Origin of the sequence: Streptomyces sp. HUAS TT7 (genome assembly GCF_051550175.1) — a bacterium.
Taxonomy (GTDB): Bacteria; Actinomycetota; Actinomycetes; order Streptomycetales; family Streptomycetaceae; genus Streptomyces.
Genome location: NZ_CP196175.1, coordinates 6464976 through 6478208, shown reverse-complemented (window position 1 = coordinate 6478208; position 13233 = coordinate 6464976). Strand labels below are relative to the sequence as shown.

Below are 13233 nucleotides of genomic sequence, written 5' to 3'. Positions count from 1 at the left end.
ATGAGCCGGACACGGGCCCGGATGAGCGGCTCAGGCGATGGCGGGGTCGAGCTGCTCCGTGACCGCGGGAGGCGGGTCGCTGGGGCGGCGGCTGCGCGCCTCCAGCCAGAGGGACAGGGCGAGCAGGGCGAACCCGAGGCCGAGGAATCCCCAGGGCAGGTAGGAGGTGAGCAGCAGGACCAGGACGCGGTTCTTCTTGACCAGGTCGACGGTGTAGCTGACGTAGTCGTCGCGCATCTTGACGTCGCCGGCGAACACGGTGACCTTGTCGCGGCCTCCGAGGAGGGTGCCGCCGCGCATCTCCTCCTGGTTGAGTTCCTCGCCGTTGACCGGGGCGCCGGTGACCGGGTCGATCCAGAACCTGCGCGTGGTGGTGTACCAGAGGGTGGTGCCGGTGGTCTTCTCCAGGGTGCTGGAGTCGATGCCGGGCAGCGGCATCTTCTTCGGGTAGGGCACCTTGGTCCACGGGATGGTCTGCTCGAAGTAGTACACGTCGAGGCCGTGGAACTTCTGGGTGCCCTTGTAGTGGATGGGCGCGGAGGTGCGGGCCTGGAAGTCGAAGTACTCGTAGTCCCGCTTCTCGGTCAGGAACGGCCACTTGAACTCGATGCCCTTGCGCTGCACCGGATCGCCGTCGACCATCTCGCCGGTGGCGTGCACGGGCGCCTGGCTGTGGGCGTCGAAGATGTAGCGCTCGGGTATCTGGGAAACCATCTTGCCGTCGGGTCCCTGAATGTAGGAGAGGGTGTCCCACACGACGACGTCCCGGCCGGCGCTCTTCTCGATCTCCTTGGCCGCTTCGACGTTGCCCTTCAGCGTCTGGACGACCGTCACCTTGGGGACCGTCTTCGACTGCATGGTGCCGTAGTCGATGAGGGTGGCGTTCTTCGCTTCGAGGACCGCCTCCTGGTACTGGCTGGGCGGGATCTTCGCGAGCCGGGGAAAGGCGTACCAGCGCAACAGGGGCGACAGGGCGCCGAAGAACACGGCAAGGGCGAGCAGGACGAGACTGGCTTTGCGTCGCATGGACCTGCTCTCCCTCTACGTGGGTGGCGCTACTTGGTCTGGGTGATCTTGCCCGGGGCGCTGGGGACGGTGGTGAGCAGCGGCTTCGGCGAGGTCTTGCCCTCGGGGGCGCCGATGGCAGAGATCGTGAGGACGAGGGCGAGGGCGGCGGCCAGTCCGATCGCGGCGGCTATGAGGGCGCGCATGCTCGGCCTCCGTAGAGCTGATGGGTCGTCAGGAGTGGGCACCGTAGCAACGCCGGGCCGAGATGAGAACACGTCGAACAGCCCCTCTGCCGCCGGGCGGCAGAGGGGCTGCTGGGGACAACGGGACCGGGGTCCTCCTCAGGAGGCTGCGGCCACCTTGAGTTCGACGGTGAGCGTGGCGCCGCCCTCGGTGGTGACGCGGAGCAGGAACGTGCCGGTCTGGGCGTCCGCGTACATCTTCGGCAGGACCAGGACGCCCTTCGCGTCGGTCTTCAGGTCCGTGAGTTCGCGGACCGGGTTGCCCTTGGCGTCCTTGAAGTACGGGCCCTTGTCGTTGACCTTGGGCGAGGCCTTCGGGTCGGCGCCGGCGGCCGGGGTCACGATCATGGTCGCGGATGCCGCCACACCGGAGGCGACGGCGCCCTTGTAGGTCGCCTTGACCGACACCTGGTTCGCGAACTCGCCGCTCGGCGCCGCCGTCAGCTCCTTGGCGTCGCTGCGGGCCAGGATGTCGGCCTGCCGGGCGACGACGGTCGCCTTCCACTCGACGGCGGTCAGCTTGGCCTCGGCGACGGTGGCCCGCACGGTGAACGTGCCGGTCTTCTCGCCCGCCTTCAGCGCGGGGGCGGCGGCCGTGCCGTCGGCCGCGGTGGCCACGGTCACGCTGGTGGCACCGCCGGCGAAGCGGGTGTCGGTGTCGCCGACGATCTCGAACTTCACCGACACCTTGGCCATCGCCTTGCCGGACGCGTCCTTCACGCGGGCCGTCGGCTGCCCGCCGAACGCACCGCCGGCGAACGCCGTCAGCTCCTTGGCGCCCACGCCCTCGAACGTCGTCGCCTGCGGCACGGTCGGCGTCGGAGGCGTCGGAGTGCCGCCGCCGCCGGGCTTGGTGGGCGGCACCGGCGGCTTCACCGGCGGGGCGGGCGGGGTCGGCTTCGGCGACGGCTTCTTGCTCGGCGGCGCCTTCGGGGTGAGCGGCGGCTGCTTGGGGGTGGTCTGGTCGCTGCGGCGGCTGGGCACCGAGCCCGTGCCGTCGGGGACCTCGTGGGTGCCGCGCCGGTAGAAGTCGAACCACGTGGTGACCGTGGTCAGGTACTCCTGCGACTGGTTGTAGCTCAGGATCGCCTTGTCGAGGTCGGCCTTCACCGCGACGTCGCGGCCGTTGCCGCAGAGGTAGAACCCGGCGGCGAGCGCCGCGTCGTAGACGTTGTTCGGGTCCTTGACGCCGTCGCCGTTGCCGTCGCGGCCCGAGGTCGCCCAGGTCGACGGGATGAACTGCATCGGCCCGACCGCCCGGTCGTGCACCTTGTCACCGTCGTACGCGCCGCCGTCGGTGTCGGGGATGTTGGCGAACCCTGCGCCGTTGAGCACGGGGCCGAGGATCGGGGTGAGAGTGGTGCCGTTGGCGTCGACCCGGCCGCCGTTCGCGTGGCCCGACTCGACCTTGCCGATGCCGCCGAGGAGCTGCCAGGGGAGGTGGCAGTTCGGCCGGTCCGTGGCGAGCGCCGCCTCCGCCTTCTTGTACGCGTCGAGGACGGTGGCGGGTATGCCCTGCTGGTCACCGACCGGAAGCGTGCCGGTCGACGCGTTCGGCGGCGGCGTCGGCGACGTGAGCGGCGGAAGGTCCGTGTAGTACGGGGAGTTGCCGGAGGCCGGGGCATCGGGGGTGGGGGTCGGCGTCACATCGGAAGCCGCCTGGTCCGTCGGGGTGCTCGCCTGCACGACTCCCGGCGCCTGCGAGGCGGAAAGCGCCGCCACCGCCAGCGCGGCCACCGCCGTGGTGCCCGCTCCCTTACGCAGTCGTCGGCCCATGTGCGGTGCCATACGTCAAGTCCCTCCCCGTATTCGGCTGTCCGCGCTCCCCAGCGCGAGACTCACGTGACACTACGGCACCCGTTGGCGCCAGTGCACCGCGGGCCGACCGCTTTTCACTGATTCGCCACCTGTGCGTTGCCGGCCTGCGGTGGGGGAACCGGCGCCGAATACCGAACGTTGGTGATCACTGACGGGTAACCAGAGGTGCCGACCGCCATCTAACCGCCAACGGCTAACGGACGACTAACAGGAATCGGCCGACCACCGGTAGCTGACGAACCATAACAACTACGGACAGACAGGCCAATCGACCGATGGGGCACGCATGCCGTTCACGCTGAGCCATGCCGCGGCCGTACTGCCGGGCATCCGGAGAAACGGCACCGGCCGCGGCCGGCTGGTCGCATCCGCTCTCGTCGCGGGGTCGTTCGCGCCGGATGTGACGTACTACGTGGCGACGGTCGTGCCGGCCGCGATGCCGTTCGGCCGGGTCACGCACTCCGCGCTCGGGGTCGTCACCGTGGATGTCGCGACGACATGCGCACTGGTCGCGTTGTGGGTCCTGCTGCGCGAACCGCTGATCGCGCTGCTGCCGAGGGCGTCCTGGCGTTCACGGGTGTACGCGGTCGTGCGCGGCGAGGCGTGGCGGCGGCCCGGATCCTGGGCCCTGGCAGGCCGGTTCGCGCTGTCGGCCGCGATCGGCTCCGCCACGCATGTGGTGTGGGATGCGTTCACCCACTTCGACCGCTGGGGCATGCGGGTGCTTCCGGTACTGGGCGAGAAGCTCGCCGGGTTCCCTTTGTACTGGTATGCGCAGTACGGCGGATCGGCCCTCGCACTGACGGGAATCGGCTGGTTCACGGTGACGGCACTGCGCCGGGCCGCTCCCGGAAGCCTCCAGCCCACCGCCCCCACGAACACCGCGGAGGCCCCACCCGGCCTCGCTCCACGCCAACTCCCCGTCGTTCTGGGCCTGTTGATGCTGTGCACGGCAGCCGTCGCGGTGTACCGGTGTCTGCGCTGGTACGCCTTCTACGGCGACGCGTCCGTCCTGGGCCTCACCCCGAGCGCCTGCTTCGGCGGCGGTACGGGGCTGGTCCTCGGCCTGCTGGCCTATGCGGGGGCGTGGCGGTCGGGCCGCCTCTGCCGAACCGCCGACCCCGCGGCGGTCGGCCCCGCCGAGCCCGGGCGAAAGGTCACCCGGGCCCGGCGGAGCGCACGCACACGCTAGTGCGCCGCCGATTCCCAGTCGTTGCCCGCGCCGACCGAGACGTCCAGCGGGGCGCGGAGTTCCACCGCTCCGGCCATCTCGCGGCGGACCAGCGTCTCGACCTTCTTGCGCTCGCCCGGCGCGATTTCCAGGACGATTTCGTCGTGGACCTGGAGCAGCAGGCGGGAGGTGAGGCCCGCTTCGGTCAGGGCGCGGTCCACGTTCAGCATCGCGACCTTCACGATGTCGGCCGCGGTGCCCTGGATCGGGGCGTTGAGCGCCATCCGTTCGGCCATTTCGCGACGCTGGCGGTTGTCGCTGTTGAGGTCCGGCAGGTAGCGGCGGCGGCCCAGCATCGTCTCGGTGTAGCCCGTGGCGCGGGCTTCCTCGACGACGCGCTGGAGGTAGTCCCGTACGCCGCCGAAGCGCTCGAAGAACGTGTCCATCAGGCCGCGGGCCTCGCCCGCCTCGATGTTGAGCTGCTGGGAGAGGCCGAAGGCGGACAGGCCGTACGCCAGGCCGTACGACATGGCCTTGATCTTGCGCCGCATCTCCGGGTCGACCTGGGACTTGGCGACGCCGAAGACCTGTGAGGCGACGGTGGTGTGGAGGTCCTCGCCGGAGGCGAATGCTTCGATGAGGCCCTCGTCCTCGGACAGGTGGGCCATCACGCGCAGTTCGATCTGGCTGTAGTCCGCGGTGAGCAGCGACTCGTAGCCCTCGCCGACGACGAAGCCCCGCCGGATGGCGCGGCCCTCGTCGGTGCGGACCGGGATGTTCTGCAGGTTGGGGTCGGTCGAGGAGAGGCGGCCGGTCGCGGCGACGGTCTGGTTGAACGTGGTGTGGATGCGGCCGTCGGCCGCGATCGTCTTGATGAGCCCTTCGACGGTGACCCGCAGCTTCGCCTGCTCGCGGTGGCGCAGCATGATGACGGGCAGCTCGTGCTCGGTCTGGGCGGCGAGCCAGGCCAGCGCGTCGGCGTCCGTGGTGTAGCCGGTCTTGGTCTTCTTCGTCTTGGGCAGGGCCAGTTCGCCGAAGAGCACTTCCTGGAGCTGCTTGGGCGAGCCGAGGTTGAACTCGTGGCCCACCGAGGCGTGCGCTTCCTTGACGGCCTGCTGGACGGCGCCCGCGAACTGCTGCTCCATGGCTTCCAGATGGGCGCGGTCGGCAGCGATGCCGTACCGCTCCATGCGGGCGAGGAGGAGGGAGGTGGGGAGCTCGACGTCGTGCAGGAGCTCTGCGGCGCCGACTTCCTTGAGGCGTTCGGTGAAGGCTCCGCCGAGGTCGAGGACGGCGCGGGCCTGGGTCATCAGGGCGTCGGCCTCGGCCTCGTCGTCCGCGCCGAAGGCGAGCTGCCCGTCGGCCGCGCCGGCCGGGGCGAGTTCGCGGCCGAGGTATTCGACGGACAGGGCATCCAGGGCGAAGGAGCGGCGGCCGGGCTTGACGAGGTAGGCCGCGAGCGCGGTGTCCATGGTGACGCCGGCGATGGACCAGCCGTGCTCGGGGAAGACCCGCATCGCGGCCTTGGCGTTGTGCATGACCTTGGGCCGGTCGGCGTCCGCGATCCAGGCGGCGAAGGCCTGCTCGTCGGCCTCGTCGACCTGCGCGGGGTCGAACCAGCCGGCCGCGCCGTCGGCCGCGGCCAGGGCGATCTCGGTGACGCTGCCGGTGCCGAGCGCCCAGGTGTCGACGGTGGCCACGCCGAGCGGCTGCCCGCCGTGCTCGGCCAGCCAGGGGGCGAGCTCGCCGGCGCCCAGGACCGTGCCGTCGAGCTCCAGGCCGGCGGCCGGCGCCGGGGCCTCTTCCTCTCCCGCGCCGGGGTCGACGGCGAGGAGGCGCTCGCGCAGCGACGGGTTGCGGATCTCCAGGACGTCGAGGACGCCGGTCACCGCGCCGCGGTCGTAGGGGGCGCGCTCCAGCTCGGCGGGGCCCTTGGGCAGCTCGACGTCCTTGACCATCTCGGTCAGGCGGCGGTTCAGCTTCACCGCGTCCAAGTGGTCGCGGAAGTTCTGTCCGGCCTTGCCCTTGACCTCCTCGGCGCGCTCGACGAGCTCCGCGAACGAACCGAACTGGTTGATCCACTTGGCGGCGGTCTTCTCGCCGACGCCCGGGATGCCCGGCAGGTTGTCCGACGGGTCGCCGCGCAGCGCCGCGAAGTCCGGGTACTGCTGCGGGGTCAGGCCGTACTTCTCCTCGACCTTTTCCGGGGTGAACCGGGTCAGCTCGGAGACGCCCTTGGTGGGGTAGAGGACGGTGACGTGGTCGGAGACCAGCTGGAAGGAGTCGCGGTCGCCGGTGACGATGAGGACTTCGAAGCCGGCCGCCTCGGCCTGGGTGGCGAGGGTGGCGATGATGTCGTCGGCCTCGAAGCCGTCGGTGGCGAACCGGTCGACGTGCATGGCGTCGAGCAGCTCGCCGATCAGCTCGACCTGGCCCTTGAACTCGTCCGGCGTCTTCGACCGGTTCGCCTTGTAGTCGGGGAACTCGGTGGAGCGCCAGGTCTTGCGGGACACGTCGAACGCCACCGCGAAGTGCGTGGGCGCCTCGTCACGCAGTGTGTTCGCGAGCATGGACATGAAGCCGTAGACCGCATTGGTCGGCTGGCCCGTCGCGGTCGTGAAGTTCTCCGCGGGCAGCGCGAAGAACGCCCGGTACGCCAGGGAGTGCCCGTCCATGAGGAGCAGGCGCGGTCGGTTGTCCGGGGTCTTCTTCGATGCTGTCTCAGCCATGCCCCCGATCCTGCCACGCCCCACTGACAATCCTGGCCAGTCCCGGCTCCGGCCGCCCGGCGCGGGCCTGTCCGACCTGCCCGGCGCGGCTGTCGGTGCCGCGTGGCAGGATCGAGTACATACACACCTCGTACCGCACGACGTGTTCGCTCGAAGGGGAGCAGCGCCATGGCCAGCAAGCCGCCCGCAGGTGATCCGGTCCAGGACGCACCACAGGTCGAGGCACCCAAGCATGCCGCCGCCGGCCTCCCCGCGATCGGTCACACGCTGCTCATGGCGCAGCAGCAGATGGGCTTGCGGCGCACGGCGCAGACCTTGTTGAAGGTCAACCAGAAGGACGGTTTCGACTGTCCTGGCTGTGCGTGGCCGGAGGGCGACAAGCGGCACACGGCCGAGTTCTGTGAGAACGGGGCGAAGGCCGTCGCCGAGGAGGCGACGCTGCGCCGCGTGACGCCCGACTTCTTCGCCGCGCACCCCGTCGCCGACCTGGCGACCCGCAGCGGTTACTGGCTGGGCCAGCAGGGCCGCATCACGCAGCCGATGTATCTGCCCGAGGGCGCCGAGCGGTACGAAGCGGTCACCTGGGAGCGGGCCTTCGGGATCATCGCCGAGGAGCTCACCGCGCTCGGCTCCCCCGACGAGGCCCTCTTCTACACGTCGGGGCGCACCAGTAACGAGGCGGCGTTCCTGCTTCAGCTCTTCGCCCGCGAGTTCGGCACGAACAATCTGCCGGACTGCTCCAACATGTGTCACGAGTCGTCCGGTTCGGCGCTGACGGAGACCATCGGCGTCGGCAAGGGCAGCGTCTCTCTGGAGGATCTCCACCAGGCGGACCTGATCGTGGTCGCCGGGCAGAATCCGGGCACCAACCACCCCCGGATGCTGTCCGCCCTGGAGAAGGCCAAGTCCGCCGGAGCCAAGATCATCTCGGTGAATCCGCTGCCGGAGGCGGGACTGGAGAAGTTCAAGAACCCGCAGACACCGCAGGGCATGATCAAGGGCGCCGCCCTGACCGACCTGTTCCTGCAGATCCGCATCGGCGGCGACCAGGCCCTCTTCCGCCTCCTCAACAAGCTGATCATGGAGACCGAGGGCGCCGTCGACGAGCTGTTCGTACGCGAACACACCCATGGATACGAGGAGTTCAAGGCCGCGGCGCAGGAGGCCGACTGGGACCGGACGCTCGCCGCGACCGGCCTGACCCGCACCGAGATCGAGCAGGCCCTCTCCATGGTGCTCGCCTCCAGGCGCACCATCGTGTGCTGGGCCATGGGCCTGACCCAGCACAAGCACGCCGTGCCGACGATCCGCGAAGTCGTCAACTTCCTTCTGCTGCGCGGCAACATCGGCCGCCCCGGCGCCGGGGTCTGCCCGGTACGCGGCCACTCCAACGTGCAGGGCGACCGCACGATGGGCATCTTCGAGCGGCCGGCGCCCGCCTTCCTGGACGCCCTGGAGAAGGAGTTCGGCTTCGCCCCGCCCCGCCACCACGGCTACGACGTCGTACGGTCCATCGAGGCGCTGCGCGACGGCAGGGCCAAGGTGTTCTTCGCCATGGGCGGCAACTTCGTCGGCGCCACCCCGGACACGGAGGTCACCGAGGCCGCCATGCGCCGGGCCTCGCTGACCGTGCACGTGTCGACCAAGCTGAACCGTTCGCACGCGGTGACCGGCCGGCGGGCCCTGATCCTGCCCACCCTGGGGCGTACCGACAAGGATGTGCAGAAGAGCGGGCGGCAGTTCGTGACCGTCGAGGACTCCATGGGCATGGTGCACGCCTCCCGCGGCAACCTCACCCCCGCGAGCCCCCACCTGCTGTCGGAGCCGGCCATCGTCGTACGCATGGCGCAGGCGACGCTGGGCGCCAGGTCGTCCATCGACTGGGCCGGGTTCGAGAAGGACTACGCCACCGTGCGCGACCGCATCGCGCGCGTCGTGCCCGGCTTCGAGGACTTCAACGCCAGGGTCGCCCACCCCGGCGGCTTCCAGCTGGCGCACGCCCCGCGCGACGAGCGCCGCTTCCCCACCGCCACCGGAAAGGCCAACTTCACGGCCGCCCCCGTCGAGGCCCCCGAGGTGCCCGAGGGCCGACTGCTGCTGCAGACGCTGCGCTCGCACGACCAGTACAACACCACCATCTACGGCCTCGACGACCGTTATCGCGGCATCAAGGGCGGCCGCCGCGTCGTCCTGGTCAACCCCGAGGACGCCCGCGAGCTGGGCCTGGCCGACGGCTCGTACACGGATCTGGTCAGCGAGTGGAAGGACGGGGTCGAGCGGCGTGCGCCGGGCTTCCGCGTCGTCCACTACCCGACGGCCCGGGGCTGCGCCGCCGCCTACTACCCCGAGACGAACGTCCTGGTGCCGCTGGGTGCGACGGCCGACGTCAGCAACACCCCGGCCAGCAAGTCGGTGATCGTGCGCTTCGAGAGCGCCGGGCGGGAGAGCGGGAAGCGGGAATGAGAGCCCGGGGCTAAGCGTTTGCTCAGCCATCTGGTATGACGGTGCGGACACAGCAGTGTGACCGCAGATGAACGGAGCCGTGGCCCATGGGCGAGCAGAGCAGCGTGAAGTTCCCGCAGGAAGTCGTCGACGAGTACGCGGCCCTCGGCGTCGATCTGCCCGCCATGTTCTCCGCCGGACACCTGGGCACCCGCATGGGCGTGCAGGTCATCGAGGCCTCGGCGGAGCGCGTCGTGGGCACCATGCCCGTCGAGGGCAACACCCAGCCGTACGGGCTGCTGCACGGCGGCGCCTCCGCGGTGCTCGCCGAGACGCTCGGCTCGGTCGGCTCGATGCTGCACGGCGGCATCACCAAGATCGCGGTCGGCGTCGACCTGAACTGCACCCACCACCGCGGGGTGCGCAGCGGCTTGGTCACCGGCGTCGCCACCCCCGTCCACCGCGGGCGCTCGACGGCGACATACGAGATCGTCATCACCGACGAGCAGGACAAGCGGGTCTGCACGGCGCGCCTGACCTGCCTGCTGCGCGACGCGGAGGGCCTCAAGGGCTGAGCCGCGACGGCACGACCCCCGGACCGCTCAAGTCCGGTTCACAGCAGGCGAGTTGAGCATCAGGTGGCCGGTGAGTTGACGACTCACCGGCCATTGTCATGTCGCGGAGGGGGTCCTAACGTCGTGTCATGAGAACCCGAGCGCGGCCAGGGGTACGGCTACGGTTCGCGCCGGTGTGCGCACTCGCCCTGGCGGCGGCCCTGGCGGGCTGCTCGGCCGGACACGACGCCACGCCCGGCAGCACCCCGAGCCAGTCCCCCTCGGTCCTCAACTCGCCCTCGCCGCACAGCACTTCACCCGCCGAGCTCTGCGCGCACCTGATCACGTACTGGGCGAAGCAGGAGCTGGACGAGGGGCAGGGCTCCGGGCTCGACTACCAGGAGAAAGGCCTGTCCGACGGGCAGAACGAGATCCTCCTGACCACCCTCGCCGCGGCCCGCAAGGAGCGCGCGGCCCACGGCGCGGCCGCGGGCGACCGGCTCATCGAGCAGCAGGCGCAGCAAGGTTGCGCCGAGCGCTACCGCAACGGCACCCCGACGACGGACCCTTGGGCCCAGACGAAGCAGCCCGCCCCCTCCGGATCTTCGTGACGCTGCGTGACAATCACGCGGGGCGGCAAGGGCGACTATCAGCCACCGGACAGTGCCCCGTCGGCCACCGACCGACATCCGGACACAAATCGGCCTGTCAGCACCATGATCCCCCCAAGCCCCTTAGCGGAACTGGGCGTTCTCATCATGCGAGAAATCCCAGTGTCACGAAATGTACAGATTGTCCGCCCTGCACCGTCAACGTTTGGCCTTGGGATAACAAGAAAGTCACATCCTGTCCCGGCCGCTCCCCACCCCCGTCAGCTGCGCTTAGAGTCACGGCCAGTCACCGCGCCGCCGGGTGCGACTGCTGCACGGCCCTTACCACCCAGTACGGCCCGGCGACCGACACGGCACCTCGTACACGAGGAGGCCGCGCCAGGGAAAGGACCCATCGTGCGACAGCGTTCCTTGCTCATCCTCACCACAGTGCTCACCACAGGCGCACTCACACTCACCGCCTGCGGTTCGCGCGACAAAGGCGGCGACACCAGCAGCGGCAAGAAGCAGACCGTCGTCATAGGCGTCGACGCACCCCTCACCGGTGACCTGTCCGCCCTCGGTCTCGGCATCAAGAACTCCGCCGACCTCGCCGCCCAGACGGCGAACAAGCAGAACCTCGTCCCCGGCGTCGAGTTCAAGACCCAGCCGCTCGACGACCAGGCCCAGCCGTCCGTCGGCCAGCAGAACGCCACCAAGTTCATCGGCGACAAGAGCGTCGTCGGCGTCGTCGGCCCCCTCAACTCCAGCGTCTCGCAGTCCATGCAGAAGCCGCTCAACGACGCGGGCCTCACCCAGATCTCCCCCGCCAACACGGGCACCGAGCTGACCCAGGGCGACGGCTGGAAGACCGGAAACAAGGTCCGCCCCTACAAGACCTTCTTCCGCACCGCCACCACCGACCAGGTCCAGGGCGCCTTCGCCGCCAAGTACCTGTTCAACAACGCCAAGATCGACTCGGTCTACCTCATCGACGACCAGAAGACCTACGGCGCCGGCCTCGCCGCGTCCTTCAAGGACACCTTCACCAAGCTCGGCGGCAAGATCGTCGGCTCCGACCACATCAACCCCGACGACCGCGACTTCAACGCCATCGTCGCCAAGGTCAAGAACACCGGAGCCAAGGCCCTCTACTACGGCGGCGAATACCCCGCCGCCGGCCCCCTGAGCCAGCAGCTCAAGGACAGCGGCACCACCATCCCGCTCATGGGCGGCGACGGCATCTACAGCGCCGACTTCATCAAGCTCAACAAGAAGGCCACCGGCGACCTCGCCACCTCCGTCGGCAAGCCCGTCGAACAGCTCGACTCCGCCAAGAGCTTCATCGCCAACTACAAGGCAGCCAACTACAAGGACGCCTACGAGGCCTACGGGGGCGGCACCTACGACGCCACCTGGGCCATCATCCAGGCCGTCAAGGACGTCGTCACCGCCAACAGCGGCAAGCTCCCCAGCGGCGACCTGCGCGCCAAGGTCCTCGACGCCGTCGGCAAGGTCAAGTTCGACGGAGTCACCGGCCCCGTCTCCTTCGACCAGTACGGCGACACCACCAACACCATGATGACCGCCTACAAGGTCACCGACGGCACCTGGAAGCCCGAGCTCAGCGAGGCCTACAAGCCGTAACCCGGCGACATCCCGCCCCAGCAACTCAACGGACCGCGCGGGAGCGCCACCAGCGCTCCCGCGCGGTGCCATATCCGATCACTTCACGGAGGCCCCGCGGTGCACGAACTGCCGCAACAGCTGGCCAATGGACTCATCCTCGGCGCGATGTACGGACTGATCGCGATCGGCTACACGATGGTCTACGGCATCGTCCAGCTCATCAACTTCGCCCACGGCGAGATATTCATGGTCGGGGGCTTCGGGGCTCTCACCGTCTTCCTCGCACTCCCGGCAGGCTTCTCACTCCTCGCCGCCATCCCCCTCATGATCATCGGCGGAGTCATCATCTCCGTCCTCGTCGCCACCGCAGCCGAACGCTTCGCCTACCGGCCCCTGCGGGGCGCACCACGGCTCGCCCCCCTCATCACCGCGATCGGCCTCTCCCTCGCCCTCCAGCAGGCCGTATGGAAGTGGTACCCCGACGCCAAGAAGGACCGCTCCTTCCCCCAGTTCGACGGCAGCCCCTTCCACGTCCTCGGCGCCAACATCCAGCGCGGCGACCTCTTCATCCTCATCGCCGCCCCCGTCTGCATGATCGCCCTCGGGATCTACGTCACCAAGACCCGCACCGGCCGCGGCATGCAGGCAACCGCCCAGGACCCCGACACCGCCAAGCTCATGGGCATCAACACCGACCGCATCATCGTCATGGCCTTCGCCATCGGCGCCGCGTTCGCAGCCGTCGCAGCCGTCGGCTACGGCCTCCACAACGGCCAAGTCGGCTTCCGCATGGGCTTCATCATGGGCCTCAAAGCCTTCACCGCAGCCGTCCTCGGCGGCATCGGCAACATCTACGGAGCCATGCTCGGCGGCATCGTCCTCGGCCTCGCCGAATCCCTCGCCGTCGGCTACATCGGCAACATCCCCAGCATGGAACTCTTCGGCGGCGGCGCCTGGAAGGACGTATGGGCCTTCGTCCTCCTCATCGTCGTCCTCCTCGTGCGACCCCAAGGCCTGCTCGGCGAACGCGTCGCGGACAGGGCGTGACCA

10 protein-coding genes are annotated in these 13233 nt (G+C 69.6%); 6 read left to right on the top strand and 4 right to left on the bottom strand.

The features are described 5' to 3' along the window. Positions 1-30: 30 nt before the first annotated feature. The 3 genes from ACSHXC_RS29140 to ACSHXC_RS29130 all read right to left on the bottom strand — a co-directional run bounded on the left by ACSHXC_RS29140 (position 31) and on the right by ACSHXC_RS29130 (position 3038). Complete coding sequence (locus ACSHXC_RS29140; RefSeq protein WP_438294423.1) at positions 31-1026, bottom strand: DUF3068 domain-containing protein; 996 nt, start codon at positions 1024-1026, stop codon at positions 31-33. Positions 1027-1055: 29 nt separating this feature from the next. Continuing rightward, positions 1056-1211, bottom strand: coding sequence for an SPW_0924 family protein (locus ACSHXC_RS29135; RefSeq protein WP_189961213.1), 156 nt, complete (start codon positions 1209-1211; stop codon positions 1056-1058). Positions 1212-1349: 138 nt separating this feature from the next. Further along, positions 1350-3038, bottom strand: coding sequence for a lytic transglycosylase domain-containing protein (locus ACSHXC_RS29130; RefSeq protein ID WP_438294422.1), 1689 nt, complete (start codon positions 3036-3038; stop codon positions 1350-1352). 316 nt (positions 3039-3354) lie between these two features. Between ACSHXC_RS29130 and ACSHXC_RS29125 the strand changes: the two genes are divergently transcribed. Beyond that, a complete protein-coding gene (locus tag ACSHXC_RS29125) occupies positions 3355-4260 on the top strand; it encodes a DUF4184 family protein (RefSeq protein ID WP_438294421.1) in 906 nt (301 codons plus the stop codon). Here ACSHXC_RS29125 and polA read toward each other — a convergent pair. Next, positions 4257-6968 (bottom strand): DNA polymerase I, encoded by a 2712-nt coding sequence (gene polA, locus ACSHXC_RS29120; protein WP_438294420.1) that lies wholly within the window; start codon positions 6966-6968, stop codon positions 4257-4259. The two genes, ACSHXC_RS29125 and polA, sit on opposite strands and share 4 nt — an antisense overlap. 168 nt (positions 6969-7136) lie before the next feature. Between polA and ACSHXC_RS29115 the strand changes: the two genes are divergently transcribed. The 5 genes from ACSHXC_RS29115 to ACSHXC_RS29095 all read left to right on the top strand — a co-directional run bounded on the left by ACSHXC_RS29115 (position 7137) and on the right by ACSHXC_RS29095 (position 13230). After that, on the top strand, positions 7137-9431 hold the full coding sequence (locus ACSHXC_RS29115) for an FdhF/YdeP family oxidoreductase (RefSeq protein WP_438294419.1): 2295 nt from the start codon (positions 7137-7139) through the stop codon (positions 9429-9431). Positions 9432-9517: 86 nt separating this feature from the next. Next, a complete protein-coding gene (locus ACSHXC_RS29110; protein WP_344373296.1) occupies positions 9518-9985 on the top strand; it encodes a PaaI family thioesterase in 468 nt (155 codons plus the stop codon). Positions 9986-10113: 128 nt separating this feature from the next. Then, a complete protein-coding gene (locus tag ACSHXC_RS29105; RefSeq protein ID WP_438294418.1) occupies positions 10114-10575 on the top strand; it encodes a hypothetical protein in 462 nt (153 codons plus the stop codon). A gap of 411 nt (positions 10576-10986) precedes the next feature. Then, positions 10987-12201 (top strand): branched-chain amino acid ABC transporter substrate-binding protein, encoded by a 1215-nt coding sequence (locus tag ACSHXC_RS29100; RefSeq protein WP_438296882.1) that lies wholly within the window; start codon positions 10987-10989, stop codon positions 12199-12201. Between the two features lie 99 nt (positions 12202-12300). Beyond that, the gene (locus tag ACSHXC_RS29095; protein WP_438294417.1) at positions 12301-13230 is read left to right on the top strand and encodes a branched-chain amino acid ABC transporter permease; all 930 of its coding nucleotides are present in this window, start codon (positions 12301-12303) and stop codon (positions 13228-13230) included. The last annotated feature ends 3 nt before the right edge of the window (positions 13231-13233 follow it).

Bases quoted from the DNA above. Each gene is read 5' to 3' on its own strand.
- ACSHXC_RS29140 (WP_438294423.1), bottom strand. From the start codon at position 1,026: ATGCGACGCAAAGCCAGTCTCGTCCTGCTCGCCCTTGCCGTGTTCTTC.
- ACSHXC_RS29135 (WP_189961213.1), bottom strand. From the start codon at position 1,211: ATGCGCGCCCTCATAGCCGCCGCGATCGGACTGGCCGCCGCCCTCGCC.
- ACSHXC_RS29130 (WP_438294422.1), bottom strand. From the start codon at position 3,038: ATGGCACCGCACATGGGCCGACGACTGCGTAAGGGAGCGGGCACCACG.
- ACSHXC_RS29125 (WP_438294421.1), top strand. From the start codon at position 3,355: ATGCCGTTCACGCTGAGCCATGCCGCGGCCGTACTGCCGGGCATCCGG.
- polA (WP_438294420.1), bottom strand. From the start codon at position 6,968: ATGGCTGAGACAGCATCGAAGAAGACCCCGGACAACCGACCGCGCCTG.
- ACSHXC_RS29115 (WP_438294419.1), top strand. From the start codon at position 7,137: ATGGCCAGCAAGCCGCCCGCAGGTGATCCGGTCCAGGACGCACCACAG.
- ACSHXC_RS29110 (WP_344373296.1), top strand. From the start codon at position 9,518: ATGGGCGAGCAGAGCAGCGTGAAGTTCCCGCAGGAAGTCGTCGACGAG.
- ACSHXC_RS29105 (WP_438294418.1), top strand. From the start codon at position 10,114: ATGAGAACCCGAGCGCGGCCAGGGGTACGGCTACGGTTCGCGCCGGTG.